The 26,009-nt window shown below is 69.5% G+C and carries 26 protein-coding genes and 1 pseudogene; 10 read left to right on the top strand and 17 right to left on the bottom strand.

Annotation, left to right across the window (positions count from 1 at the left end):
- Window positions 1-47: 47 nt before the first annotated feature.
- Window positions 48-3,278 carry a hydantoinase B/oxoprolinase family protein gene (locus tag I73_RS29175; RefSeq protein ID WP_022982119.1) on the top strand — a complete coding sequence of 1,077 codons (3,231 nt, stop codon included), beginning with the start codon at window positions 48-50 and terminating at the stop codon, window positions 3,276-3,278.
- Window positions 3,279-3,347: 69 nt separating this feature from the next.
- On the opposite strand, the gene I73_RS29170 is transcribed toward I73_RS29175, so the two are convergent.
- Window positions 3,348-4,712, bottom strand: coding sequence for a dicarboxylate/amino acid:cation symporter (locus tag I73_RS29170; protein ID WP_022982118.1), 1,365 nt, complete (start codon window positions 4,710-4,712; stop codon window positions 3,348-3,350).
- A gap of 115 nt (window positions 4,713-4,827) precedes the next feature.
- Complete coding sequence (locus I73_RS19280; protein WP_022982117.1) at window positions 4,828-5,589, bottom strand: sulfite exporter TauE/SafE family protein; 762 nt, start codon at window positions 5,587-5,589, stop codon at window positions 4,828-4,830.
- Between the two features lie 178 nt (window positions 5,590-5,767).
- Between I73_RS19280 and I73_RS19275 the strand changes: the two genes are divergently transcribed.
- The 6 genes from I73_RS19275 (at window position 5,768) to I73_RS19250 (ending at window position 9,224) form a co-directional block, all read left to right on the top strand.
- Window positions 5,768-6,100: a BON domain-containing protein gene (locus I73_RS19275; RefSeq protein WP_022982116.1), complete on the top strand. Its 333-nt coding sequence runs from the start codon at window positions 5,768-5,770 to the stop codon at window positions 6,098-6,100.
- A 174-nt stretch (window positions 6,101-6,274) separates the two neighbouring features.
- Window positions 6,275-6,700 (top strand): response regulator transcription factor, encoded by a 426-nt coding sequence (locus I73_RS19270; protein ID WP_022982115.1) that lies wholly within the window; start codon window positions 6,275-6,277, stop codon window positions 6,698-6,700.
- 28 nt (window positions 6,701-6,728) lie between these two features.
- On the top strand, window positions 6,729-8,180 hold the full coding sequence (locus I73_RS29165) for a CHASE3 domain-containing protein (protein WP_234409553.1): 1,452 nt from the start codon (window positions 6,729-6,731) through the stop codon (window positions 8,178-8,180).
- A 184-nt stretch (window positions 8,181-8,364) separates the two neighbouring features.
- The gene (locus tag I73_RS33310; RefSeq protein WP_022982113.1) at window positions 8,365-8,529 is read left to right on the top strand and encodes a hypothetical protein; all 165 of its coding nucleotides are present in this window, start codon (window positions 8,365-8,367) and stop codon (window positions 8,527-8,529) included.
- Window positions 8,530-8,670: 141 nt separating this feature from the next.
- Window positions 8,671-8,967, top strand: a complete 297-nt coding sequence (locus I73_RS19255) for a hypothetical protein (protein WP_022982112.1) — start codon at window positions 8,671-8,673, stop codon at window positions 8,965-8,967.
- Between the two features lie 47 nt (window positions 8,968-9,014).
- A complete protein-coding gene (locus I73_RS19250) occupies window positions 9,015-9,224 on the top strand; it encodes a hypothetical protein (RefSeq protein WP_022982111.1) in 210 nt (69 codons plus the stop codon).
- Window positions 9,225-9,252: 28 nt separating this feature from the next.
- Here the strand turns inward: I73_RS19250 and I73_RS19245 are convergent, their stop codons facing one another.
- The 3 genes from I73_RS19245 to I73_RS19235 form a co-directional block, all read right to left on the bottom strand.
- The gene (locus tag I73_RS19245; RefSeq protein WP_022982110.1) at window positions 9,253-9,885 is read right to left on the bottom strand and encodes a response regulator transcription factor; all 633 of its coding nucleotides are present in this window, start codon (window positions 9,883-9,885) and stop codon (window positions 9,253-9,255) included.
- A gap of 334 nt (window positions 9,886-10,219) precedes the next feature.
- Complete coding sequence (locus I73_RS19240) at window positions 10,220-11,203, bottom strand: PDR/VanB family oxidoreductase (RefSeq protein WP_026096957.1); 984 nt, start codon at window positions 11,201-11,203, stop codon at window positions 10,220-10,222.
- An 11-nt stretch (window positions 11,204-11,214) separates the two neighbouring features.
- On the bottom strand, window positions 11,215-12,279 hold the full coding sequence (locus I73_RS19235; RefSeq protein ID WP_022982108.1) for an aromatic ring-hydroxylating dioxygenase subunit alpha: 1,065 nt from the start codon (window positions 12,277-12,279) through the stop codon (window positions 11,215-11,217).
- A gap of 101 nt (window positions 12,280-12,380) precedes the next feature.
- Between I73_RS19235 and I73_RS19230 the strand changes: the two genes are divergently transcribed.
- Window positions 12,381-13,013, top strand: coding sequence for a TetR/AcrR family transcriptional regulator (locus I73_RS19230; protein ID WP_083876913.1), 633 nt, complete (start codon window positions 12,381-12,383; stop codon window positions 13,011-13,013).
- Between the two features lie 22 nt (window positions 13,014-13,035).
- On the opposite strand, the gene I73_RS19225 is transcribed toward I73_RS19230, so the two are convergent.
- Genes I73_RS19225 through I73_RS29155 form a run of 7 tightly spaced genes read right to left on the bottom strand, consistent with a single transcriptional unit; the run spans window position 13,036 to window position 20,643 of the window.
- The gene (locus tag I73_RS19225) at window positions 13,036-14,166 is read right to left on the bottom strand and encodes an FAD-dependent oxidoreductase (RefSeq protein WP_026096956.1); all 1,131 of its coding nucleotides are present in this window, start codon (window positions 14,164-14,166) and stop codon (window positions 13,036-13,038) included.
- The gene (locus I73_RS29160) at window positions 14,163-14,567 is read right to left on the bottom strand and encodes a Rieske (2Fe-2S) protein (protein ID WP_022982105.1); all 405 of its coding nucleotides are present in this window, start codon (window positions 14,565-14,567) and stop codon (window positions 14,163-14,165) included. Before I73_RS29160 ends, I73_RS19225 begins: the two co-directional genes overlap by 4 nt.
- A gap of 7 nt (window positions 14,568-14,574) precedes the next feature.
- A complete protein-coding gene (locus I73_RS19215; RefSeq protein ID WP_022982104.1) occupies window positions 14,575-15,525 on the bottom strand; it encodes a VOC family protein in 951 nt (316 codons plus the stop codon).
- A 31-nt stretch (window positions 15,526-15,556) separates the two neighbouring features.
- Window positions 15,557-16,306 (bottom strand): EthD domain-containing protein, encoded by a 750-nt coding sequence (locus tag I73_RS19210; protein WP_022982103.1) that lies wholly within the window; start codon window positions 16,304-16,306, stop codon window positions 15,557-15,559.
- 19 nt (window positions 16,307-16,325) lie between these two features.
- A complete protein-coding gene (locus I73_RS19205) occupies window positions 16,326-17,489 on the bottom strand; it encodes a S9 family peptidase (RefSeq protein ID WP_022982102.1) in 1,164 nt (387 codons plus the stop codon).
- A 40-nt stretch (window positions 17,490-17,529) separates the two neighbouring features.
- Window positions 17,530-18,891, bottom strand: a complete 1,362-nt coding sequence (locus tag I73_RS19200) for a DUF1329 domain-containing protein (protein ID WP_022982101.1) — start codon at window positions 18,889-18,891, stop codon at window positions 17,530-17,532.
- A gap of 33 nt (window positions 18,892-18,924) precedes the next feature.
- The gene (locus I73_RS29155) at window positions 18,925-20,643 is read right to left on the bottom strand and encodes a DUF1302 domain-containing protein (RefSeq protein WP_159105908.1); all 1,719 of its coding nucleotides are present in this window, start codon (window positions 20,641-20,643) and stop codon (window positions 18,925-18,927) included.
- Window positions 20,644-20,866: 223 nt separating this feature from the next.
- On the opposite strand from I73_RS29155, the pseudogene I73_RS29150 reads away from it, so the two are divergent.
- Window positions 20,867-21,658: pseudogene (locus I73_RS29150) on the top strand (LysR family transcriptional regulator); the annotation flags it as partial.
- Window positions 21,659-21,698: 40 nt separating this feature from the next.
- Complete coding sequence (locus tag I73_RS34730) at window positions 21,699-21,881, top strand: hypothetical protein (protein WP_022982098.1); 183 nt, start codon at window positions 21,699-21,701, stop codon at window positions 21,879-21,881.
- A 36-nt stretch (window positions 21,882-21,917) separates the two neighbouring features.
- On the opposite strand, the gene I73_RS19180 is transcribed toward I73_RS34730, so the two are convergent.
- The 5 genes from I73_RS19180 to I73_RS33305 form a co-directional block, all read right to left on the bottom strand.
- Window positions 21,918-22,904 (bottom strand): fumarylacetoacetate hydrolase family protein, encoded by a 987-nt coding sequence (locus tag I73_RS19180; RefSeq protein ID WP_022982097.1) that lies wholly within the window; start codon window positions 22,902-22,904, stop codon window positions 21,918-21,920.
- Window positions 22,905-22,908: 4 nt separating this feature from the next.
- On the bottom strand, window positions 22,909-23,688 hold the full coding sequence (locus I73_RS19175) for an SDR family NAD(P)-dependent oxidoreductase (RefSeq protein WP_022982096.1): 780 nt from the start codon (window positions 23,686-23,688) through the stop codon (window positions 22,909-22,911).
- The gene (locus I73_RS19170; protein WP_022982095.1) at window positions 23,688-24,266 is read right to left on the bottom strand and encodes a cupin domain-containing protein; all 579 of its coding nucleotides are present in this window, start codon (window positions 24,264-24,266) and stop codon (window positions 23,688-23,690) included. Before I73_RS19170 ends, I73_RS19175 begins: the two co-directional genes overlap by 1 nt.
- A gap of 8 nt (window positions 24,267-24,274) precedes the next feature.
- A complete protein-coding gene (locus tag I73_RS19165; RefSeq protein WP_022982094.1) occupies window positions 24,275-25,090 on the bottom strand; it encodes a cyclase family protein in 816 nt (271 codons plus the stop codon).
- Between the two features lie 78 nt (window positions 25,091-25,168).
- Window positions 25,169-26,009: hypothetical protein (locus I73_RS33305; protein WP_022982093.1), on the bottom strand; the 841-nt coding region annotated here is incomplete at its 5' end.

The raw sequence follows: 26,009 nt of genomic DNA, 5'->3' as shown, positions 1-26,009 counted from the left end.
ACGAGGCGTGATCGAGGGCTGACGAGCGTGTCGACGCGCAGGGCCACGTGCTGAGGCCGCTGGATTTGGCAGGCCTGCGCGAGCAACTGCAGCGGGCCTTCGACCGCGGTCTTCGCACCTGTGCCATCGTCTTCCTGCACGGTTACCGCGCACCGGCCCATGAGCAGGCTGCACAGGCGCTGGCGCGCGAGATCGGCTTCACCCAGGTATCGGCTTCGCACGAGGTCAGCCCCTTGATGAAGCTGGTGCCGCGTGGCGATACCACAGTGGTCGACGCCTACCTCAGCCCCATCTTGCACCGCTACGTGGACCAGGTGGCCAGCCAGATGCCCGGCGTGCGCCTGTTCTTCATGCAGAGTTCGGGGGGGCTGACCGAAGCACATCGCTTCCAGGGCAAGGACGCCATCCTCTCCGGTCCGGCCGGTGGCATCGTCGGCATGGTGCGCACGGCCATGGCGGCCGGGCACGGCAAGGTCATCGGCTTCGACATGGGCGGCACCTCCACCGACGTGAGCCATTTCGCCGGCGAGTTCGAGCGCGCCTTCGACACCCAGGTAGCCGGTGTCCGCGTGCGTGCGCCCATGATGAGCATCCACACGGTGGCGGCCGGCGGTGGCTCGGTCATCCGCTTTGACGGTGCACGCCTGCGTGTCGGTCCCGAGTCCGCCGGTGCCAACCCGGGCCCGGCCAGTTACCGCCGCGGGGGGCCCTTGGCCACCACCGACGCCAACGTGATGCTGGGCCGCATCCAGCCGGCGTTCTTCCCCAAGGTCTTCGGTCCGAAGGCGAGCGAAGCGCTGGATCTGGGCACCGTGCAGGAGCGCTTTGCCGCGTTGGCGGCATCCATGCAGCAGGCCGCTGGCACGGCGGTGTCGCCCGAGCAGGTCGCTGCCGGCGCGCTGCAGATCGCCGTGGGCGCGATGGCCAATGCCATCAAGCGCATTTCGGTGGCGCGTGGTTATGACGTCACGGCCTACACGCTGCAATGCTTCGGCGGCGCCGGTGGCCAGGCCGCCTGCCTGGTGGCGGACGCCCTGGGCATGACGCGCATCCTGGCCCACCCCTTCGCCGGCGTGCTCAGCGCCTATGGCATGGGCCTGGCCGATCAGATCGCGATGCGCGAGGGTTCGCTGGAGCTGGCGCTGGACGCCAGCGGCCTGGCCCAGGCATGTGCGCTGGCCGCACGTCTGCGCGAACAGGCGGCGGCCGAACTGCAGAGCCAGGGCGTGGCTGCCAGCGCGGTGCAGACGGTCGCCCGTCTGCAGGTGCGCTACGCTGGCACCGACACGGCGCTGAGTTGCCTGCTGCCCGCGGACGATGTCCGCACGGCGCTGACGGTCATCCAGGCCGAGTTCGAGCGTGCCTACCGTCAGCGCTATGCCTTCCTGATGCCGGACCGTGCGCTGGTCATCGAGTCGGTCAATGTGGAATGCCTGGCCGCGGGTGAAGCGCCCGTCACCGGCCGGATCTTCGAAGCCGAAGAGGTCCACCAGCCCGCACCACGCCAGCGAATTCGCATGTACTGCATGGCCGACGAAGAGCCCGCCGGTTGGCGGGAGGCCGAACTGCATGTGCGCGAAGAGCTGCGTGCCGGCGCCATCGTCAACGGCCCGGCCGTGATCGCCGAGAAGAACGCCACCACCGTGGTGGACGCCGGCTGGCAGGCCCGCCTCACCGCCCAGGGCGAGCTGGAACTGAAGCGCGTGCGCCAGCGCGTGGTGATGCAGGCCCTGGGTACCCAGGCCGACCCGGTGATGCTGGAGGTCTTCAACAACCTCTTCATGAACATTGCCGAGCAGATGGGGCTGCGCCTGCAGAACACCGCCTACTCGGTCAACATCAAGGAGCGGCTGGACTTCTCCTGCGCGCTGTTCGATGGCCAGGGCCAGTTGATCGCCAACGCGCCGCACATGCCCGTGCACCTGGGTTCGATGAGCGAATCCATCCGCACGGTCATCACCCGCAATCCGGAGATGCGGCCGGGCGATGTCTATGTGCTGAACGATCCCTACCATGGCGGCACACACCTGCCGGACATCACGGTCGTCACGCCGGTGTATCTGTCCGACGCCGACGTGAAGCCGAGTTTCTACGTCGCCTCTCGCGGTCACCATGCGGACATTGGTGGCATCACGCCGGGCTCCATGCCGCCGTTCTCGCAAAGCATCACCGAAGAGGGGGTGCTGATCGATAACTTCCAGTTGGTCGAGCGTGGCAGGCTGCGTGAGGCCGAGCTGCTGGCACTGCTGCAGTCCGGCCCGTACCCCAGCCGCAACCCGCAGCAGAACCTGGCCGATCTGCGGGCGCAGATCGCGGCGAACGAAAAGGGTGTGCAGGAACTGCGGGCGATGGTGTCCCAGTATGGGCGCGAGACGGTGGTGGCTTACATGCAGCATGTGCAGGACAACGCCGAGGAAAGCGTGCGCCGGGTCATCACGGCGCTCAAGCCTGGCGCGTTCCTGCTGCCGCTGGACAACGGCGCGCAGATCCACGTGAAGGTGGACGTTGACGCCGCCACCCGCTCCGCCCGGGTGGACTTCACCGGCACCAGCACCCAGCAGCCCAACAACTTCAACGCGCCCAAGTCCATCACCATGGCCGCTGTGCTGTACGTCTTCCGCACGCTGGTGGACGACGCGATCCCGCTGAATGCCGGCTGCCTGAAACCCATCGAGGTCATCGTGCCCGAGGGCAGCCTGCTGAACCCGCGCTTTCCGGCGGCGGTGGTGGCTGGCAATGTCGAGACCTCGCAGTGCGTGACCAATGCGCTCTACGGCGCGCTGGGCGTGATGGCGGCCGGGCCGTGCACGATGAACAACTTCACCTTTGGCAACGACGAGCACCAGTACTACGAGACCATCTCCGGTGGCTCTGGCGCAGGTCCAGGCTTTGACGGCACCAGCGTGGTTCAGACCCACATGACCAACTCACGGCTGACCGACCCCGAGGTGCTGGAGTTCCGCTTTCCCGTGCGCTTGGACGCCTACGAGATCCGCCCGGGGACCGGCGGGGCCGGGCGCTGCCGGGGCGGGGATGGTGGTGAGCTTCGATTCCTGTTTCCTGAGCCGATGACAGCCTCTGTCTTGAGCAACAACCGCGTGCATGGCCCTTTCGGGATGGCGGGGGGGCTGCCAGGAGCGATCGGGCAGAACATCGTGGAGCGGGCGGATGGCCGTGTGGAGATGCTTGGCCACATCGGGCAAGTGGACATGCGGCCCGGCGATGTGTTTGTGATCCGCACCCCAGGCGGTGGTGGATACGGCGCCAGCAGCCGATAGTGCGGGCGGGGTGGCGGCGGAGGCGGGCGCCTTCATCGCCGCCGGGAGACGAGCTCGGGGCGCGTTGGGTCAGTGTGACGAGGAGGATGGCGTCAGGGGCTGGGTGTTCAGCGAAGGCAGCGACAGCTCCGGCTCGGGCAGGGGGACCTGCTCGACCAGGGCGGCATGCAGCTTCTTTTCGTCCAGCTCGCCCACCCACTTGGCCACCACCAGGGTGGCCACGCCGTTGCCGATCAGGTTGGTCAGCGCGCGGGCTTCGCTCATGAAGCGGTCGATGCCCAGGATCAGCGCCAGGCCGGCCACCGGCACATGGCCCACCGCGCCCAGCGAAGCCGCCAGCACGATGAAGCCCGAGCCGGTCACGCCGGCGGCGCCCTTGCTGGTCAGCAGCAGCACGGCCAGCAGGGTGAGCTGCTGCATCAGGCTCAGCGGGGTGTCGGTGGCCTGGGCGATGAAGACTGCGGCCATGGTCAGGTAGATCGAGGTGCCATCCAGGTTGAAGGAGTAGCCCGTCGGGATCACCAGGCCCACCACCGACTTCTCGGCGCCCGCGTGTTCCATCTTGCGCATCATGCCGGGCAGGGCCGATTCGCTGGACGAGGTGCCCAGCACGATCAGCAGCTCCTCGCGGATGAAGCGCAGGAACTTGAAGATCGAGAAGCCGTGGACGCGGGCCACCGTGCCCAGCACCACCAGGATGAAGAGCAGGCAGGTGCCGTAGAAGGCGCCCATCAGCTGGGCCAGCTGCAGCAGCGAGCCCACGCCGTACTTGCCGATGGTGAAGGCCATCGCGCCGAAGGCGCCGATCGGGGCCACCTTCATGATGGCGTTGACCACCGCGAACAGCACCTGGGAGAGCTTCTCGATGAAGTGGAAGACGATGTTGTGCTTGCCGCCGAACTTCTGCAGCGCGAAGCCGAACAGCACCGAGAACAGCAGCACCTGCAGGATCTCGCCCTTGGCGAAGGCGTCGACCACGCTGTTCGGGATGATGTTGAGCAGGAAGTCGGTGGTGCTCGTCATCTTGCCCGGTGCCACGTAGCCGGCAATGCCCTTGGTGTCCAGCGCGGCGGCATCGACGTGCATGCCCGCGCCCGGCTGCAGCAGGTTCACCAGCACCAGGCCGATGATCAGCGCGATGGTGGAGAAGACCTCGAAGTACAGCAGGGCCAGGCCGCCGGTCTTGCCGACCTTCTTCATGTCCTCCATGCCGGCGATGCCCAGCACCACGGTGCAGAAGATGATCGGGGTGATGATCATCTTGATCAGCTTGATGAAGCCGTCACCCAGGGGCTTCATCTGCGAGGCCAGATCTGGCGAGAAGTGCCCCAGCAGCACGCCCACCGCGATGGCGAACAGCACCTGGACGTAAAGGGAGCGGTAGAGCGGGGTCTTGCCGGTGCGGCCGGCAGGCGCTTGGGAGGAGGTGGACATGGCGAAAGAGCGGAAGCTGAGGTCGAGATTATCGAACTCGGCTTTCCCCCGGTCGCTTGTGGGAGCTACGTAATTTGCAGCCCCGGCCGTGCGGCAGCGCAGCGCGCGGCGTGCTTCAGCGCCAGAGGAACTTCGCGGCCATGAACAGGCCGGTGGCGATCACAAAGGCCCGCACCCAGTGCGCCGGCAGCCGCCGGGTCAGGGCCGCGCCCAGGTAGCCGCCGACGATGGCGGCCACCGCCATGCCCAGGGCTTCGGGCCAGTGCACCTGGCCGGCCCAGGCGAAGGTGAGCACCGACACGCTGGACAGCACCAGCGAGTTGAGGTTCTTCAGCGCATTGGCCTCGCGCAGGTCGCTGACGCCGGTGGCCTGGTAGAGCGCCAGCAGCAGGATGCCCAGGCCGCCGTTGAAGTAGCCCCCATAGATGGAGACGGCAGCCAGGCCGAGCGCCCGCTGCCAGCCGGCGCCCGAGGCCGATGCGGGGCTGGCGGCGCGCTGCCTCAGCCGCCGGATCAGCCAGGGACCGGCGGCGAACACCGCGGTGGCGAACAGCAGCAGCCAGGGCACCACGGCCACGAAAAGCCGCCCCGGGGTGACCAGCAGCAGCCCGGCGCCGGCCAAGCCGCCCAGGGCGCAGATGCCGCTGTCCTTCCACAACAAGGCCGAGGGCAGGCGCGCCAGCTCGGCCCGGAAGCCCAGCGTGCTGCCCAGGTAGCCGGGACTGACCGCCACTGTGCTGGTGGCATTGGCGGCGATGGGGGGCAGACCGGCCTGGAACAGGGCGGGCAGGGTCAGGAAGCTGCCGCCCCCCGCCAGCGCATTGAGGGCGCCGGCCCCGAGGGCGGCGGACAGGAGCAGGAACCAGGTCTCGGACATCGGGGCGCATGTTGCCAGGGGGCGCCAGGGCGGGGTACCGGGGCATGCCCCGGTTCACGGCCGCAGGCCCACCGACGACGGCACGCGGTGCGCTCCTACACGGTGACGGCCGGTTGGGCGATGGCTGGCGGGCTCGGCCCTGCGGACACTGGAGGCTCATCAACACAAGGAGACCCCCATGAGCAAGCACAACCCCCTTCGCCTGTCCGTGGCGGCTGCGCTGGTGGCCACCGCCGCCGCCGTCACCATCCTGCCGGGCTGCGCCGTCACCCGGGGGCAATCCACGGTGGGCGAGTACATCGATGACACCTCGGTCACCACGGCGGTCAAGGCCAAGTTCGTCGAATCCAAGGCGGTGGATGCCGTGGCCATCAACGTGGAAACGCTCAACGGCACCGTGATGCTCTCGGGCTTTGCCAAGAGCCTCAACGAGAAGGCCGAGGCCGAGCGCCTGGCCTGGACGGTCAAGGGCGTGAAGGCCGTGCGTAACGAACTGGCCGTTCGTCCCTGAGCGGCCGGGGCCGTGCCGCAACGGCGTTAACCGAGGTTCGGTGGCCCTGTCTGTAGGACAGGTCCGACACGCGCCGCCGAACTTCGGGAGTGCCGCCGCCTGGCCCGTCGGCCGATAATTTCATCAACGGTCGGCTCTGGCCGATCGGGTTCCCAACGCCACACCATGACTGCGATGCCATCCCTCTCCGATCCCCGTCAGTCCCAGCGGGCCCTGCGCTTCTTCCTGGTGGAGGACAGCGAGGTGATCCGCCAGAACCTGACAGGGACCCTGGAGGAGATGCTGGGCATGCAGGTCGTGGGCTGGGCCGCCAGCGAGACCGATGCGCTGACCTGGCTGAATCAGCCGCACGAGGGGCACGAGGGCTGCGACCTGATGATCATCGACATCTTCCTGGCCCACGGCACGGGCCTGGAAGTGCTGCGCCGGGCCCGGGAGGCCGCGCCAGGCACCCGCCTGGTGGTCTTGAGCAACTACGCCACGCCCGAGATGCGGCGGCGCTGCCTGGCCCTGGGGGCCGATCGGGTGTTCGACAAGTCGGCCGAGCTCGACGAACTGATCGCCTATTGCGAGACACTGTCCGACACCCCCCGTTCCTGATCCCCCGTCACCCCCGCCGGAGCCCACCTTGAAAGACACTTTGCAGCAGTGGGGCTGGCGCGTGCGTCGCAGCGCCTTCGTCCTGCCGGCCGTGCTGCTGGTGGCCCTGGCCATGCTGGGCTTCAACGAGCTGTCCTACCAGCAGGCCCGGGCCCAGATGGACGATCTGGTGCTGTCCGGGCGCATCCGCCAGGAGTTGCTGGCCCTGCTGCAGCGCCTCACCGACGCTGAATCCGGCCAGCGGGGTTTCGTGCTGACCGGCCGCCCCGAGTACCTGGCGCCTTACCGCAACGCCAGCGTGGATGTGCGTGCCTCCTTGCAGGCCCTGCAGGGGCTCTACCTGGAAGACACCGACGAGGTCGACCGCCAGCGCCTGGCCGGCCTGCGCGAGAACGTGGAGGGCAAGCTCAGCGAAATGGCGCTGGTGGTCTCCAAGGTCCAGTCGGGCAAGACCGAGGCCGCCACCGGGCTGGTGGATCTGGGCGTGGGCCTGGACAAGATGACCGCCATCCGCAGTGCGGTGGCCACCATGGCCGGGGAACAGGCCTCCCGCATCGTGCGCGACCGGGAGGCGGTGTTCAGCACCCTGCTGCTCAACCGCATCGGCGTGGCGGCCCTGACGGTGCTCAGCGTGCTGGTGCTGGTGAAGTTCATGCGGCAGGAACGGGCCCTGGAAGGGGAGCGCCAGCAGCAGGCCCAGCGTCTGCTGGATGAACGCAACCACCTGGAGCGCGAGGTGAACCGGCGCACCGCCGAACTGACCGAACTGGCCCGCCACCTGCAGACGGCCCGCGAGGACGAGCGGGCCCGCCTGGCCAGAGAGCTGCACGACGAACTGGGGGCCCTGCTGACCGCGGCCAAGCTGGACGTGGCGCGGCTCAAACCCAAGCTGGGCGGTGCCCCGGAGGCCCTGGAGCGCCTGGGGCATCTGACGGCCACGCTCAACAGTGGCATCGCGCTCAAGCGCCGCATCATCGAAGATCTGCGCCCGTCCACCCTGAGCAACCTCGGGCTGCTGCCGGCCCTGGAGGTGCTGTGTGACGAATTCTCCAAACGGGCCGGACTGCCGGTGCATTGCACGCTGTCCCCCGTGAAGCTGACGCCCAGCGCCGAGCTCACCGTGTTCCGCATGGTCCAGGAGGCCCTGACCAACACCGCCAAGTACGCCCATGCCCAGAACGTCTGGGTGCGTCTGGAACTGGTGGGGGAGGCCGCCTGCGTGGAGGTGCGTGACGATGGCCGAGGCTTCCAGACCGATGGCCCCCGTGCGGGCCACCATGGCCTGCTGGGCATGCATTACCGGGTGGAGTCCGAGCAAGGCCGGCTGGAGGTGCTCTCCCAGCCCGGGCAGGGCACCACCCTGCGGGCCCGCCTGCCCATGCGGGCGCCGGCCCAGGTCCCATCGGGGCCGGACGATGTCCCGGCGCCTGCGGTGGCCCCGGCCGAGCTCGGCAGCCCGAATCCCTCGACCGAGGGATAAGACCGGGCCCGAGGCGCTGGTTGGCCCGCCTCTTGCTCTTCAACGCTGGACGGCCCTTCCCACCGGAAGGCAGCCGGTGAACCAATTCCGCTGAAGGGGGTCCCATCCGAGACATGGGCGACCGGCCTGGCCCGACCCGGACGGTCCCAGGGAGCGTGAGAACAGCAATCGCAGGGGAAGCACGATGGACGACGACAAAGATGCCTGGCTGGACGAAGTGAAGCAATGGGTGTTCGGCAACCAGTTGCCGGCGCACATGCGTCCCGTGCCTGCGCACGGCGATGCCCCCGCGCCCGTGGTTCCCCCGGCCGCGCCTGAGCGGGCCGAGCCGGCGGTGCGCGCGGCCTGAGGCGCGGCCCCCGCCGGTCCCCGGTTTCTGTCAGCCCAGTCCGACAAGGCGACGCGCTGCGGGCCGATGGCCGCCCTTCGAGGGGTCTCCTAAATTGGTGCCATGCCGCACATGCGGCCCGGACCCAGAAAGGAGCACCCCATGTCCACCACCTCCCGGCTTGCAGGGACCGCCTGCGAAGTGACCGTTGTGGCGCTGGCCCTGGGCGTGCTGGCGCTGGGGGCGATGAGACCTCAACCGGCGCCCCAGGTGCTGCGGCCGGTGCACCTTCCGGCGCCGCAGTCGCCCGCCCTGAGCCCCTCGGGGGAAGGGCCACTGGAATTGCGCACCCTGGTGCTGCATCCGGATGTGGAAGAGAGCTTCCCCGCCCGTGCTTGCGAGGCCCAGGGCCTGCCCGATGACGAGAACGACTGCGACCTGCCGCCGCTGATGACCTGAGTCCCCGGCCTCGCCGCCGGGCCGTCCCGAACAATCCAGGAGGTTCCATGGCACAGATCCCGCAAGGTTTCCGCCCTTGGACATGGCTGGGGGTGCTGATGCTCTACCTGGCCGTGTGTGCGCTGGCCGTGGGGCTGGCCGGTCTGCAGCCCCGCACGGCCGGGGCCATCGAGGAGCACGCCGTGCAGATCGCGCAGGCCGCGGAGCAGCCCTGGGGACAGATGCTGCCCGACACGGCGCTGCCCAGCGTTCAGTGAGGCGAGCCGGCACGCCGGCCCGCGGGGCTCACTGGATCAGCCCGTTCTTCATCGCGTAGTAGGTCAGGTCGCTGTTGGAGGAGAGCTTGAGCTTCTCCATCACCCGGGTGCGGTAGGTGCTGACCGTCTTGACGCTCAGGGCCATGCTGTCGGCCATCGCGCTGATGGTCTCGCCCTTGGCCAGACGCAGAAAGACCTGGAACTCCCGTTCGGAGAGTTGCTCGTGGGGTGGGCGGTCCCCGGCACCATTGAGGTTGTCAGCCAGCAGTTCGGCGACCGCCGGGGTGATGTAGCGACGGCCCAGATGCACCGTGCGGATCGCCTTGGCGATCTCCTCCGGGTCGCATTCCTTGTTCAGGTAACCCGCCGCGCCCTGGCGCAGCAGCGTCGTGGCGTAGTGGGTCTCCGGAAAACCGCTGAGGATCAGCACGGGCAGTTCGGGCGCACGGGCCTTGATGGCGGCCAGGGCGTCCACCCCGCTCTGGTCGGGCATGGACAGGTCCATCAGCATCACGTCCACCTCGCCCTGCCGGACCAGGTCCAGGGCCTCGCGGCCGTTGGCGGCCTCGCCCGTCACCCGCAGGTCCACTTCCTCGGACAGGAACTGGCGCAGGCCGGTGCGGACAATGGCGTGGTCATCGACGATGGCAACTCGGATCATGGTGTTCTCCTCGACGCATTGTCGGCCGGGGGGCGCGGGCGCGTCTGTCGGCCCAATCCTACGAGATCCGGTGGCAGGGCATCAGCGGGGTGACACCACCTCACCGACGAACAGGCGCGGCTGTGCAGGTGCAAGGGAAATGTCCTGGTGGCGCGGGCAGGTGCTGCGCCCGATCTCGTCCCGGTGCCGCCGATCCCGCTTCGGGACCAGCGGCCGTTCCTGCAGCTGCTCTGCAGGGAATGCATGGAGCGCGGTGGAGCGCGGTGGAGGCAGGCCGTGAGGATCTTCCTTGCGACACCGCTGCTGACCACCGTCCGTCCCGGCCGGGCCGTGGTCACAGGTCCAGCACCAGCCGTGCGTCCGCGGCCCGGGAGCAGCACGGCAGGAAGCAGTCTCCACGCGCCTGTTCCTCGGGCGTGAGGAACTGGTCGCGGTGGTCCGCCCGGCCCTCGAGCAAGGGCGTCAGACAGGTGCCGCACAGGCCCTGTTCGCAGGAGACCGTGATGTGCACCCCCAGCGAGGCCAGGGCTTGCACCACCGTCTGATCAGCGGCGACCTGCACACTCAGCCCCCGCCGGGCCAGGCGGACCTCGAAGGGGTGATTCGCCGCACACGCGGTCGTGGATGATCCGGCCGTGGCCTGGAAGGCTTCCCAGTGCACCTGGTTCGGTGGCCAGCCCTGCCGGTCTGCGCTCTGGCGCACCGCGTTGATCATCCCTGCGGGGCCGCACACATAGACCGCCGTGTCCCGTGGGGCGCCGGCCAGGACCCGGTCCAGATCCAGCCGCTGTGTCGGTGGGCCATCGTCATGGTGGACATGGACCTGGTGTGCGTAGGGCGCCGTCGACAGGCGCTGGCGGAAGGCCGTGCGCTCCGCGCTGCGTGTGGCGTAATGCAGTGTGAAGGGCTGACGGGCGGCCGACAACGCTTCGGCCATGGACAGGATCGGTGTGATGCCAATGCCCCCCGCCAGCAGCAGGGGCGGGGGCGCATCCGGGCGCGGGACCTGCAGCGCGAAGTGGTTGCGCGGCGGGCTGATGTGCAGCACGTCGCCCACCTGCACCCGGGTGTGGACCGCATGCGAGCCGCCGCGGGAGGGGGAGGCCAGCAGCACCGCGATCTCGTACCGGTCGGTGTTTCCCGGGACATTGCAGAGCGAATAGGGGCGGACGCATCCCCCTGGCAGATGCACGTCGATGTGTGCGCCGGCCTCGAAGGCTGGCAGGGTCTGGCCGTCCAGCGTGCGCAGTTCCAGCCTGCAGATGTCCAGGGCCTCCTGGACCTTGGCCGCCACCCGCACGCGGAGCGTGTCTTTCACCGCGGCATGACTCACCGGAGCGTCTCCGTCGATGCCAGGGTCGCCCGCTCCTGGGCGATGAGCTGGTCAAGCACGCGCCTGGCCCGCACGGCCGCAGCATCACCCGAAAGCAATACCGGGCGCTGGGCCCAGAAGTCGTTGGTGCCCATGGCCTGCTGCTGCAGCTCCAGCATGGGCAAGTCTTCCGTTTCGAAGGGCACTTTCAGCCCGGCGATCTGTTGACGGGCCAGTTGCTCGCCAGCAGGCCCCATGGCTTTGGGAAAGGAAATGCCGAACCAGTAATGGGTGCTGGTGGCGGTCTCCGGCGTGAAGAGATGAGGCAGCCAGTTCTGGCGGCCTTCGTGGCGGGGCCGGCCTGTGGGCGTGGCACCGGCATCGAGCAGCAGGTTGGCCGGCGGTGTCCAGCGCACGTCGATCCAGCGGTCCACCCGCATCCCCTGGGGCAAGGCCATGGCGGCGTAGAGAAAGTCGGGCATCACCTCGTCGTGGGTCTGGCGCAGCGACCACACGGTGTGGCCGTCCTGCCGCAGTTCGGTGGTGGCCTGCTTCACCGCATCGCTGCCCAGGGTGCCCGGATGCAGGAACTCGATGTGGGAGAGATCGAGGATGTTGTCGGTCTCCAGCTGGTAGTGGGCCTGCGCGCGCAGGTAGCCCTTGCCCACATGCCAATGTGCCGGGTCCATGCAGGAGAAGTCGGGAATGGCGGCGGGGTCGGCCAGTTCGGCCGGGCCCATCCAGATCCACAGGCAGCTGTGGCGTTCCACCAGCGGGTAGCGGCGCACCTGTGCGGCCGCGGGGATCTTGCCGTCGCCGTGGGGGTTGTGCACGCACTGCCCCGAGCCCGCGAAGCGCAGGCCGTGGTAGGCACATTCGATGGCCTGGCCATCGGCGCACAGGCGCCCCTTGGACAGAGGCACGAAGCGGTGCGGACAGCGGTCGGCCAAGGCGTGGGCGTGGCCTTGCGCATCGCGGAACAGCACCACCGGCTGGTCCAGCAGGGTCCGGGCCAGCAGGGCGTTCGGGCCCACTTCCTCATCCCAGGCGGCCACGTACCAAGCATTCATCAGGTAGCTCATCACGTCTCCAGATTCTTAAAGTGAACAATGTTCACTTTAGGGCATGCGAACCTGTCTTGGGTGCGGGGTTTCCCTGACGTCGCCTGGGGCGAGAATGCGCCATGCCTGCTGCCCAACCTCTTGCCGCTGCCCCGGATCGGCCCTATCACCATGGACGGTTGCGCGAAGCAGCGCTGGCCGCGGCGCGGCAGGCCGTGGCCACGGATGGGCACCAGGCCTTGTCCATGCGGCAGTTGGCTCAGCAGCTGGGCGTCGCGCCCAGCGCGCTGTACAAGCACTTCGCCCACCGGACGGCCTTGCTGGCCGCGCTGGCAGACAGCCTGCACGTGGAGCTGCTGGACCGGTTGCTGGCCACGCAGCGCGAGGAACCTCAGGCTTGGCGGGCGATGGAAGTGGCAGCCCGAACCTTCTTGGGCTTCGCCCAGGCCCACCCGCTGCTGTTCCGGATGATGTATGACGACGAGGTGATCAACGATCCCGACGCGGAAAATCGCCTGCCGGCGCTGCAGGCAACCTACGACACTCTGCTGGCCCTGGGACAACGGGCCTGGCCCGGCCTGGACCGGGCCAGCGTGCAACAGCGCCTGATCGGCTTCTGGTCCACCCTGTTCGGCTTTGCGACCTTGCGCACCCACGGCATGCTCAAGTCCTACATGGTGGGCGCTTGGCAGCAGGGGGTGCTGGAAGACCAGGTGGTGGCCACGGCCCTGGGGCCGCGACCGGAGGCCCGCTGAAGCGGGGCCACGCTCACAACATTCAGATCGGCTGGGTCAGGGCCAGCATCGATTCCCGCATGATGCGTTGGTGCTCGCCCTTGTCGCCATCGTGGATCTCGATCATGCAGAGCTGTTCGGAGTTCTTGACCACCATGCGACAGCGCTCGAAGCGCCGGGCGTGGAAGGCGTCCAGGGCCGCCTGCAGGTCGTCGTGGCGCTCCAGCTCTTCGCCCAGCACGATGCCGCTCTCCATGCCGATGCCGGCGCCGGATGCCAGGTGCGGCGTGGTGGCCGCCACCGCGTCGCCGATCAGCAGCACGCGACCGCGGTTCCAGGGGGCGGGCACCAGCAGGTTGGCCAGCGGCCGGTAGTCGATGGCCGCCTCGGGGCTGTGCACATGGGGGATCAGCGCCTGAACCACCGGGTCGGTGAAGGGGCGCAGCAGGCCTTCCACCACCGTGGGCCAGGTGGCCGGGTCGATGTGTTCCTTGGTCGGCCGGTCCTCGGTGATGAACAGGTACATGTGGGTGGCCGACACCGGGTTGACGCCCACCTTGATGTGCGAGCCCAGCCACATGAAGGGCCGCTGGATCGACTCCGGCCGCGGCAGCACCGCGCGCCACACGCCCTGGCCGATGTACTCGGGGGCGGGCACTTCCGGCATGTACTTGGCGCGCAGGGCGGAATGCACGCCATCGGCGCCCACCACCAGGTCGAAGCGGTCCTGGCTGCCATCGGAGAAGCGCACATGCACCTGCTGGCCGTCCTGCTCCATGTCCGTCCATCGCTGACCCAGGCGCACCTGGGTGCCGGCCGCGCGGGTGGCCTCGGCCATGATGCGGGCCAGGGTCGGGCGCAGGATGCCGGCGCCGCCGGCCACGGTGGAGCCCACCACCGGCGGGGTGGGCAGGGTGGCGAGGTGGTGGCCCTGGGCGGTGTAGATCTCCACATTGCTGGAGGTGTAGCCCTCGGCCTCGAAGGCGGCCCGCAGCCCCAGGCTTTCCAGGGCACGCAGGGTGGCTCCGCTGACGGTGATGCCCGCGCCCAGCGGGCACCAGGCCGCGTCCTGCTCCAGCAGGTGCACGTCGATGCCGGCACGGCGCATGCGGATGGCCGCGGCCATGCCGGAGAAGCCGCCGCCCACCACCAGGGCCTTGTTCACTGCAGTCATGGGGAAGTCCTTTCTGTCTGTCTCGTCGTCGTTGTCGTGTCGTCTGTCCGGGCCGCCCAGTCCACCGCGCGCCAGACCTGGCCTTGGGCATCGATGTGCAGGGGCACCGGCTGCAGATGCTGGCCCAGGCAGGGGCCCTGCACGCAGCGGCCGGTGTCCGGCTCGAAGCGGGCACCGTGGGCGTGGCACATCACCTGTCGACCATCGGGGCTCAGGTAGGCGTCCCGCCGCCAGGCCATGGGGGCGCCGTCCACATGCGGGCAGGCATTGCGCCAGGCATGCAGCGCGCCGCCATGGCCGACCAGGAAGAACTGATCCTGGCCCTCGCCCTCCAGGTCGAAGCCGCGGGCCTGGCCATCGGCCAGGGTGTCGCGGTGGCAGAGCGGGCGCAGCGCTGTCATGCCGGGCTCAGGCGTAGTCGCCGTTGGCGGGGGTGCCGGGGCCGGGCATCCACTTTTCGCGCCGACGCAGCAGGAAGGCTTGCGAGGTGTCGGCGCTGGAGTCGATGGCCCGGGGCTGCCACTGATCATCGTGCAGGTCCATGTCGGCGTCCATCTCCACATGGCAGGCCAGCGGGCTGTTGAAGTACCAGAACCAGTTGGAGCCCAGCAGATGGCGGCCCGGCCCCCAGAAGGCCTGGTAGCCCTTCTCGATGAAGCGGTTGCCGTTCTGCAGCACCTCGGTGGGGCCGGAGAAGTGGAAGGTGAAGTGTTCCACGCCCTGCATGAAGGCCGGCGCACCGATCAGGAAGTGGGTGTGGTGTTCCAGCGTGCCGGCCGGCTGCAGGAAGGGGCCGACCCGGTGGAAGCGGTCGGTGCAGCGGAAGCCCAGCCGCTCGACATAGAAGGCCTCGGCCTTGGCCACATCGGGCACGAAGTACACCACGTGCGAGAGGGTGCGCGGCCGGATGGGACCGGCCTGGGCGTCCACGCCCAGCGTGTTGACCGGGCGCTGCACCGGCGAGCCCGGCACGTTGGACAGCTCGCCCGACACCGCGGGCAGCCGGTTGTCGGCCACCCGGAAGCCGATGGCGAAGCCGCTGTCGTCCACCGACTCGATGCTGCCGTCGGACAGATGGCGGACGGCGCGGTCGCGTCCCAGGTTCTCGGCCAGGGCCTGCAGGGTGGCCTTGTCGGCCACGCCCATCACGGTCTTGCGCAGCATGCAGCCGGGGGCCGGCGCAGCGGGCAGATGGGCGGCGTCGTCCGCCGCGTACAGTTCCACGCCGGTGCCATCCAGCGCCTCCAGGCGGTTGGCTTGCGTGGGGTGGGGGATCAGGCCGTAGTCCAGCAGGTACTGGCGGCAGGCGGGCAGGTCTTCGACGGCGAAGACCAGGGTGTGCAATCCGGTGATGTTCATGGGGTGTCCTGTCGCAGGGAGGGTGAGGGGGTCATTGGGGGCCGGCATGGACCACGTCTTCACGGGCCAGCAGCACGAAGTGGCTGCCGGCGGCCGCCAGGCCGGGACGCACCAGGGTGTCGTTCACCCAGGCGCTCCAGCGCCCCATGAAGTCGCAGGCGCCGGCTTCGTCGTCGAACCAGAACTCGTCGATGCCGTCCAGGGGCGGGGGGCCCATGGGCGTGGGCAGCGGGTCGTTCTGCACATGGCGCAAGGGGCCGCGGTGTCCGCCGTCCCAGGCCGCTGAACGCCAGGCCTGGAAGAAGGCCTCCGGGCTGGCCTGGGCGGCCCGCTGCACGAAGCCGAACAGCTTGACGCGCTGGTTGGTGGTCATCGGGGCGCCGGCCATGAAGCGCTCCTTCGTCGGCATGAAGACCACGTTGGCCTGGTCCACGAAGTTGTCTTCGTCGGGCTTGACCTTCTCCAGGTAGAAGGACGACTGCCGGGCCCGACCCAGGGTCTCCAGGTCGGGGACCCAGATCTGGGTGACGAAGTCGCGGTTCAGTGCGAAGGGGTCGGTGCCCGGCGCACTGGCGCGGAACGTGCCGTCGAACACCGCGTTCTGCACATAGCGCCGCGGGGCATTGGCGGGGTCGGCCGCGATGTTCTGCAGCACCAGCTCGCCATGGACTTGGCGGATGTGGTGGCGATGCTCGGCCAGGGTGGTCCCGGGCCGGCGCCGTCCGACGATGATGAGCTTCAAGGCCGCCGGTGACGGGTGCCGGTCGATGGAGAGGTTCACGGTGGCGTTCCTGGTGACCTCAGGCGGTGCGGGCGCCGAGGGCGACAGCCACCCAGTCGGCGATGTACTGCCCAGCGTTGATGCTGTTGTCGAAGCTGGCGTGCTGGGCGCCGCCCTCGCGGTCGGTGAAGACCTTGAGCTCGCGCTTGGGGCTGTGGATCAGCTGCTCGTAGGTGCGGTGCGCCCACTTCAGCGGGATCTGGCTGTCCTTCTCGCCGTGGGTGACGAGGAAGGGCACGCGGATCTTCTCGACCACGCCGTCCAGGTGAACGTTCTCGGCGATGCGCATGAAGTCGTCGATGTCCTTGGCGCCCCAGACCCAGCAGACGTGGGCCCAGTAGTGCGGCACGGGGAAGTCGCCTTCCTTCTCGAGCCGGCGCTTCTGCACGTCGCGCCAGTCGTGGTTGGCGCCCCAGACCACGCCGCAGGCAAAGCGCGGCTCCATGGCCACCGAGCGCGGGCAGTAGTAGCCGCCCAGGGACACGCCCTCGCAGCCGATGCGTCGCGGGTCCACATCGTCGCGGGTCTCCAGGTAGTCCACCACCCGGCTGGCCCAGTGCTCGGTGTCGAAGCGGGCGGTCAGGCCCTGAAGGCGCAGCGCCTCGCCGCTGCCGGGCTGGTCCACCACCAGCGAGGACACGCCCCGCTTGGCCAGCCAGGCCGGCAGGCCCACCAGGTACTTCATCTCCTTGGTCGAGTCCAGGCCGTTGAGCTGCACCAGCACCGGGGCGCGCTCGCCCGGGCGCAGGCCCTCGGCGGGCAGGTACAGCGCCGAGAGGTGCCGGCCCTCGTAGGGGATCTCCACCCGCTGCACGCGGTCGCGCAGCAGTTGCGAGCCCTGCTGGAACAGGGCCAGTTCACGACGGTAGATGTCCAGACGCCCGGGGGCGTCGTGGGCCTGCAGCCGTTCGGCGGTGATCAGGTAGCTGGCGGCGCGGCGGTACTTCTCGCCGGCCGAGAAGCCCCAGCCACGGGCCTCGTCCTCGGCGGCCAGGGCGCAGAGCTGGTCGGCCATCTTCACCCAGGTCTCGCGGAAGGCCTGGGTGCCGGCCGCGTCAGGAGCCCGGGCGGCCTCCTGCAGCGGGGCGCACATGGCCTCGATCTCGCCGATGCGGGCGCCCATCTCGATGGCCAGATCGACCGAGAGGTTCCAGACGTAGTTGGTGGGAAAGTACTTGAACATGCGTGTGCCTTCAGGGAAACAGGATCACGGGTTGAGCCCCTCAGCGCACGCTGTCACCGGCCAGGGCGTCGGGCGTGAAGAGGCTGTCGGGCAGGCGGGGCTTGACCACGTACTGGCCGGCCTTCTGGTTGTAGAGATTGCCGATGAAGCCGTTGCCCGCCACCAGGTCGGTGAAGCCGAAGGCGCCGATGACCGTGCCGGGCAGGTCCGGGGCGACCAGGGTTTGCGACCAGATCGTCTTCCAGAGCTGGCCGTTGGCGTCCCAGCGGTCGGCCAGCACGCAGGCCCAGGTGTCCTCATCGCAGTAGTAGCGGCTCTTGGGCGCCTGGTGACGCTGGCCGGCGCGCAGCGTGGCTTCCACCACCCAGACGCGGTGCAGCTCCCAGCGCACATGGTCCGGGTTCAGGAAGGGGCCCGGGCCCATCACGTCGGCGTCCTTGGTGGGCTGCAGCAGCTTGTTGCCGTTGTAGGGGACGTACATCTCCTTCTTGCCCAGCAGCTTCCAGTCGAAGCGGTCCAGCCGGCCCGTCCAGGTCTCGATCTCGTCGAAGCTCATCACGCCCGCGGCCGAGGGGGTGGGCGTGTCACAGCAGGGGTTGGGCAGCTTGCGCACCCGGCGCTGGCCGGTCAGGTAGACCCAGGCCTGGTCCTTGCTGCCGTCGATCTGGTTGCGGCCCACGATGGCCTCGCCAGCGCGCAGCGGCGGGCCCAGGGTCTTCAGGCGCACGGTCCAGAACTCGTTGCTCTGCGCGAACTTCTCCGGCGTGCCCTCCTGGAAGTAGTAGGGCATCTGCTGGTCGATCACACCGTCCGTGGTCAGCACGGTGCGGCCGTCGGCCGTCACCTGGTACTGGTCGATGTTGATCTGCAGGCTGGTGCCGCGCCAGCGCAGCATGTGGTTCCACATGACCTCGGCGCCGCTCTTGGGAATCGGGAAGGGGATGCCGCCATAGGCATCCTCGGGCACGTCGCCCTTCAGACTGGCGCGGGTGGCATTCTTGAAGGTGTTGTCGTAGACCCACTGGGGCGCCGCGGCGGTGCGGTGGGTCTTGTAGACGTCCAGCCGGTAGGCGGGGTACTTCTTCAGCAGGGCCTTGGTGCCATCGGTGAGCTTGTCGGCGTAGGTGTCTGCATTGGCCGCGTTGATGCTGAACAGCGGCTTCTCGTCCTTGAAGGGATCGCCCCGGCGGCCGCCCGGCTTGTCACCGGGGATGGGGGTGGTGTAGCCGCCGGTCCAGGCCGGGATGCTGCCGTCCTTGTTGGCGGCCTTCTCGGCGCCCATCGGGGTCAGGTCAGACTTGAGGTGCGCGGCGTCGGCGGCGCTGACGGCCGCCCAGGCGGGCAGGCCCTGCCAGGCCAGCAAGCAGGCGGCCAGGGCGGTGAGGGTGCGGGTGGTGTGCATGGTGCTGCGTGTGAAGAAGGTGGAGGGGCCGCGTCAGAAGCTGCGTTGCAGGCTCAGGGCGATGTGGTCGCGGTCGGCCAGGGAGTTGCCGTCGCCGAAGATGGGGGTGCCGCCGGTCAGCGCAGGGCTGTAGTCGGTCACCGGCACGGCCTTGCCCAGGTAGTGGCTGTAGGTCATGGCGAACTGCCAGGCGTTGAGGTAGTTGCCGCTCACGCCCAGGGTCAGCGTGCCGTTGCCCTTGGCGTCCCAGGCGGTCACGGCCGACTTGCCGCTCAGGCTGTAGCGCAGGCCCACCGGCACGCTCAGGTCCAGGCCAGGCAGCACCTGCCGGTAGCTGGGCGTGTAGACGAACTGCGCGATGGAGGCGTCGCGGGTGCGGCCGGCGGCCTGCAGGTTGGCGAAGTCATCGGTGTGCAGCACGCGGTTCCAGGCCACCTCGGCCACCAGGGCCGATTCCTCGGCCAGGATGTTGGGGCCGAAGGTCGCCAGCGTCGACAGGTTCAGGTGGGCGGTGCGGCCGGTCTGGAAGGCGGGCTCGGCCTGCCCCGGGAAGAAGCCATAGAGGTAGTTGGCGGTGGTGTGCAGCGGCATGTTGTTGCGCACCGAGGCCTCGCCCGCGACGTTGAAGTCGCCCAGGGAGGTCGAGAAGCTGGCTCCCACCACGTTGATGTCGTCGCCGAAGCGGTAGTACCAGCGGCCGCCGCCGGTGGGCGCCGCACCCGGCGGCGCGGCCAGCTCGCCATAGAGCTGGCCGTCCTTGTCGTGGTAGCGGGCGTAGTAGAAGCCCAGGTCGGTCTCTTCCAGACGCCACTTCAGCTGCAGGCCGAACTGGCCGTTGGCGCGTGGGTTGTGGTTGCCGTCCGCGCTGAGCTGGTAGTTGGTCAGCAGGGCGCCGGTGTTGCTGTCGGAGATGCCGACGAACTCCGGCTGCTCCGAGCCCCAGGGGATGTTGGCGCTGGAGAAGTAGCTGCCCGAGGGCGGCAGACGGTCGGCCTCCCAGCGGAACTGCACATAACCCCCCAGCGACACGCTGGGGTTGATCTGCCACTGCGCCGACAGCTGCGGCACCGGACGGATCACCTCCTTGAACTGGGCGTTGGGCGAGGCCAGCAGCTTGTCGATGTCCACCGGACCCTGAGCCCGGGCGATGCCGTTGTCGCCGAAGAAGAGGCTTTCGCCGTACTGCAGCGCGTGGCGTCCCAGGCGGGCGTTGAGCTTGCTCTCGTCGCCCAGTTGCCAGCTGCCGAACACGAAGGCATCCAGCAGCTCGGAGTTGCCGCCGGACATGCGCTGGGTGTAGGCGGGGAAGCTGTCGTAGGGTGTCTGACCGATGCTGCTGTCGTTGTCGGCCTGGGTGTGCTGATGCAGCTTGGCGTCGTACCAGGCGGCGCCGCTCAGCCGGATGCCGAAGCGGTTCTGCCAGACGGCGTCGAACTCGCTGAGCAGGTCGGCGCGCTCGGACACCAGACCCTTCTTCTGGAAGTTCTGGTCACCCGCGTTGAAGTTCAGGGCCTGGGGGAAGGCCGAGGCCGGCACGCCGGGCACCAGCTCGCGGGTGCTGGCGCTCAGGGCCGGGTCGGCGGACTCGGTGCGCACCTTGGCGCTGAGCTTGACCGTGTTGTCCCAGCGGATCGACCAGTCATCGCTGTCGATGTCCAGAGGCATGGCGTGGACTGCGGCGCTGCCCAGGCACAGGGCCCAGCAACTGGCGCTGGCCAGCGCGTGTCTGCGTGGTCCGAATTGGCATTTCATGATGGGGCTTGTCTCCGTCGGTTGGTGTTCCGCCATCTCCTTGACCTTCTGCAGGGACGAGTTCACCCCGCACCGTCCGGGCCGCCTTTCGGGCGGTCCGCAGGCCGGTGCTGTGTGCGTTTCGTCGGGGGGCCGCTTACGCCGAAGAGGGCGGTAACCGGCTTGCGTGAGATCAAGATAGTGGGGTGAACGAGAGGTTACGAGCGCCCCACCTTTCTTCAAAATGGTTTGGAAGAACACTTCACTTCGATTCCGTGAATGCTTTGCGGGTCTTCCCGCCACTGCCTTGCAGCAGGCTGTTCCGGACCACGCCATGCGCTTCAACCGACTCGACCTCAACCTCCTGGTGGCCCTGGATGCCCTGCTCGACGAGCGCAGCATCACGCGGGCGGCCGAACGCCTGAACCTCAGCCAGTCGGCCACCAGCAATGCGCTGGCGCGGCTGCGCGAGTACTTCGATGACGAGTTGCTGGTGCAGGTGGGCCGCAAGATGGAGCCCACCGCGCGGGCCGATGGCCTGCGCGACGCCGTGCGCGATGTGCTGATGCGCGTGGACAGCACCATCGCCACCCGGCCCGAGTTCGATCCGGCCACCTCGGACCGGCGCTTTCGGATCATCGCCTCGGACTACAGCCAGCTGGTGCTGGGGCCTCACCTGATGAGCCTGGCCCGGGCCCAGCGCTGCAGCGCCGAGATCGAGTTCCGGGCGCAGGTGAACAACCCGCAGCGCGATCTGGAGCGCGGCGAGGCCGATCTGCTGATCATCCCCGAGCCCTTCACCTCACCGGACCAGCCGCGCGAGACCCTCTACGAGGAGGGCTTCGTCTGCCTGGTGTGGCGCGACAGCGTGCTGGCCCAGGGCACCCTGACCCGCATGCGCTACGAGAACGCGCGCCACGTGATGATGGTGCCGCCCAATCCCACCGGGGATGGGCAGTCCTATGTGTCTTCGCTGGTGGGGCGGGCCGGCGTCCACCGCCGCTATGCCGTGCGCACCTACAGCTTCGGCTCGGTGCCGGCCATGGTGGTGGGGACGGACCTCATCGCCACGGTGCATGCCCGGATGGCCGGGCACTGCGCACGCCTGGCCGCTGGAGATCCGGCCCCTGCCCATCGAGGTGCCCCCCATGGCGCAGACGGTGCAATGGCACCACTACCGCCGGGCGGATCCAGGGCTGCAATGGCTGCTGGACCTCTTCCGCCGCGCGGTCCGGCGCATGGACGAGCAGGGCGCCTGAGACGGGCCGGCCTGGCGCCGGCCGGCGCTCAACCCCTCAGCGGGGATGGGCGGGTACCACCTTCTGGTCGATGCGACCGAAGGGGCCGGCCTTGCCGTCCTCGTCGATGGCCTGCATGGCCACACGGTCGCCAAAGCGCATGTAGGGCGTGCGGCTCTCGCCGTGGTCCAGCAGCTCGATGGCGCGCCGCTCGGCGATGCAGCTGGAGCCCACCACGCGGTAGTTGGGGTTGGACACGGTGCCCGAGCCGAGCACGGTGCCGGGCACCAGATCGCGGCTGTAGGCCGCATGGGCCAGCAGTTGGTCGAAGCCGAAGCCCATGGCCCCGCCATGGGCCGCGCCGAAGCGCTGGCCGTTCCAGTCCACCTGCAGGCGCAGCTGCACGCGGCTGTCGTGCCAGGCTGGGCCCAGCTCGTCGGGCGTCACCGCGATGGGCGCCATCGCACAGGCCGGCTTGGCCTGCACCCAGCCGAAGCCGGTCTTCATCTCGATGGGGGCGATGCGCCGCAGCGACCAATCGTTGATCAGCACCAGCAGCCGGATGTGGGCCGCTGCCTCGGCCGGCGTGGTGCCCATGGGCACGGCGTCGGTGATGATGCCGAACTCGCCCTCGAAGTCGATGCCATCCTCCGTGCTGGGCAGGGGCACGTCGGCCGTGCCGGACAGGAAGCGGTGGGACAGGCCCTGGTACATCAGCGGGCGGTCGCCGTATTCGTTGGGCGCGAGGTTGAACACACGGCTCATCAGCTCGCCGTGCGATTCGAAGGCCGAGCCGTCCAGCCATTGCCAGGCCCGGGGCAGCGGGGCCAGGGCGCGGGCAGCGTCAAAGGGCAGGCCGGCGGCCTCGTCCGTGTCCAGCGCCGCCGCGGCGGCGCGCAATGCGGCCTCCACATCGGTCCAGCGTTCCAGCGCCTGTTGCAGCGTGGTGGCGATGTGGGGCACGGCACGGCAGCGTCGCGTATCCGAGGACAGCACGACGAGTTGGCCGTCTGGTTGACCATTGGGCAGGGTGGCAAGTTTCATGGGTTCAGCTTCCGTCGGTGATCAGGGTGCCGCCGTCCACCACCAGCGTCTGGCCGGTGATGAAGGCGCCGGCGGGCGAGGCCAGCAACAGGGCCGGGCCGGCCACCTCTTCAGGTGTGCCGGGGCGGCGCAAGGGGGTCATTTGCATGCGGCGCGCCATGAAGGCCTCGTCGGCCAGCAGGGCCGCGGCCAGCTCGGTCTGGATGAAGCCCGGCGCGATGGCGTTGGCGCGGATGCCCTGCGGCCCCAGCTCCACCGCCAGGTTGCGGGCCAGCTGGGCCAGCGCGGCCTTGGCCAGGGCGTAGGGGCCCAGGGCGCGGTTGCCCCGCAGGGCGGACAGGCTGGACATCAGGATCACGCTGCCGCCGCGGCGCTGGCGCAGCTGCGGCACGGCCAGGGCGCACAGCGTCACGATGCTGTCGAGGTTCACCGCCATGACCTCGCGGTAGGCCTGTGGGCTGGCGCCCAGGCTGCCCTGCATCGGGTCGCCGATGCCGGCGTTGGCCACCAGCACGTCCAGCCCGCCGAAGCAGGCCACGGTGTGTGCCACCAGCCGCGCCTGGGCGTCCGGGTCGCGCACATCGCAGGCCCGGGTCTGGATGGCCAGGCCGGCGGCCTGCCAGTCGGCCTGGGCCTGGGCGCAGTCGGCTTCGCTTTCGCTGCAGACCATCACCTGCGCACCGGCCCGGGCATAGGTCTCGGCGATGGCCCGGCCCAGGCCGCGTGTGCCGCCGGTGACCAGCGCCACCCGGCCCTGCAGGCCGAAGAGATCGGCGGGGGACATCAGCGCGGCTCCAGGGCCCGGGCCAGTTCGGGGCTGTAGCGCCCGTCGATCAGCACGAACAGCATGCGGCAGGGGCGCGTCGAGCGGTTGGCCCAGGCGTGGTTGGTGCCACGCTGCACCACCACGCTGCCCGGGCGCAGCAGCACCTCGCCCTGGTCCAGCACCAGGGTCATCTCGCCGTCGATGACGACGCCGTAGTCCACCGACTCGGTGCGGTGCATCAGCGGGTGGGGCGAATCGGCCCGCACCGTGGAGGCGTCCGCATCGCCGATCTGGCTGAAGGCGCTGTGCATGCGCGCCGCGCCCTGGGCCAGAAAGTCCTCGGTGTCCGGCGGGATGTCCACGAAGCGGATGCGGGTGCCCTGGGCCGGTGGGGCCAGCTGCAGGGCGGCCAGGGTGGGGTCGGGGCCGTTGTCCACCGGCGCGGGGCAGCCGGTGGTGGCCCAGACCTCGTGAAAGACGGTGCCGGGGATGGCGGCAATCTCGGCCACGGTGGGCAGGGGGCCGTCGCTGCTGACGATGGCCCGGCCCTGCTCGTCGTGGCCCGTGACCACGCGGTGGATGGGGGGCAAAGACATGGCGTGCCTCAGGCGGCGTCCAGGATGGCGACCGCGCGGGTCCAGCCCGCCGAGGCGCCGCGGATCTTGTGCGGGAAGCAGCACACGGTGAAGCCATGCGGGGGCAGGGCCTCCAGGTTGTGCAGCTTCTCCAGGTGGCAGTAGCCGATGTCACGCCCGGCCTTGTGGCCCTCCCAGATGAGGGCGGTGTTGCCGGTTTCGGCCACCCGCTTGGCGGTGTACGAGAAGGGGGCGTCCCAGCTCCAGGCGTCGGTGCCGGTCAGGCGCACGCCGCGCTCGAGCAGGTACATGGTGGCCTCATAGCCCATGCCGCAGCCCGCGCCCAGGAAGTCCGGCTGGCCGTAGCGGCTGCCGGCCCGGGTGTTCACCAGCACGATGTCCAGCGGCTGCAGTTCCCAGCCGATGCGCGCCAGCTCGGCCTGCACGTCCGCGGCCGTGGCCACATAGCCGTCGGGCAGGTGGCGGAAGTCCAGCTTCACGCCCGGCTGGTAGCACCAGTCCAGCGGCACCTCGTCGATGGTGATCGAAGGACGGGCACCGCCCAGCTTGGCGTCCTGGGTGGAGTGGAAGTGCCAGGGGGCGTCCAGGTGGGTGCCGCTGTGGGTGGTGAGGGTCACCCATTCGGCGGCGGCGGCTTCGCCATCGGGGTAGTCCTGCGGCTGGGTGCCGGGGATCATGGCCATGAACTCCGGCAGGGTGTCCTGGTGGCTCTGGTAGGTGATCTTCGGCGCCAGCGGCGGCGGGTCGGAGAGCACATCGTTTTCCAGGTAGATCGACAGATCCACCAGCCGGTGGGCGGAGCGGGGGGCGCGTGGGGTCGTCATGACAGCGTGATCGCGAGGGGAAGAGGGCCTGGCCCGGGGGGCCGGGGCGTGAAGGCAGCTGCGCGGCAGGGGGCCGTGTCAGGCCACCTTGAGCTGGGCCGGGGGCGGCGTGCCCCCGGGCAGGCGCACGCGGGCAAAGCACAGCAGAGCCACCAGACCGACGGCGGTGGTGGCCCAGCCCAGGGCCGGGTAGCCGTGCCACTGCACCAGCGTGCCGCCCACGATGGGGCCCAGCGCCGAGCCCGCCATCAGCATGGCCGGCGTGGCGGCCAGGGCGCGGCCGCTCGGGTCCAGCCGGGCCAGCGTGCCGAAGGCGAAGGTGTGGGTGAAGATCATCACCGCGGCAAAGACCGAGGCCGCCGCGGCGTAGGGCGCGAAGCTCTGGGCGTTGACGATCACCAGGGCCAGGCCGCCCTGCACCACCGGCCCGCCGCGCAGCACCCAGTGGGCCGGCAGCCGGCGCTCCAGCGCGGCGGCCAGCACGGCGGGGGAGAGGTTCACCACCCCCAGGGCCACCAGCACGCCCGTGACCGCGGCCAGGCCGAAGCCCCGGTCGGCCCCCACGCGCTCCAGGAAGCTGAAGATCATGGACTGCACCAGGGCCATGGCGCTGACGCCGAAGATGCCGGCCCACACCACACGGGGCAGCGGGGCGCGCAGGTCCGGGCCGCGGGGCACGCCGGCTTCCGGCGCCGGGAAGGCCAGGGCCGAGACCGCGGCTGCCACCGCCATCACCCCCGCGAAGACCGCGAACAGCAGCCAGCCGCCCAGGGCCTGCACCCCGGGTGGTGTGGCGCCCAGGAAGAGGATGGCGAACACGCCCAGCGCCATGCCCACCAGAGCGAACAGGCGGTGGGGATGGGCGCTGCGCCCCACGGTGCCGTGGGTCACGCTCAGGGGGGCACCCGCGGCCAGGCCG

Source organism: Ideonella sp. B508-1, assembly GCF_000333615.1.
Lineage (GTDB): Bacteria > Pseudomonadota > Gammaproteobacteria > Burkholderiales > Burkholderiaceae_C > Ideonella.
Note: the sequence above shows the minus strand (reverse complement) of the source record. Positions and strands in the feature narration are given on the sequence as shown.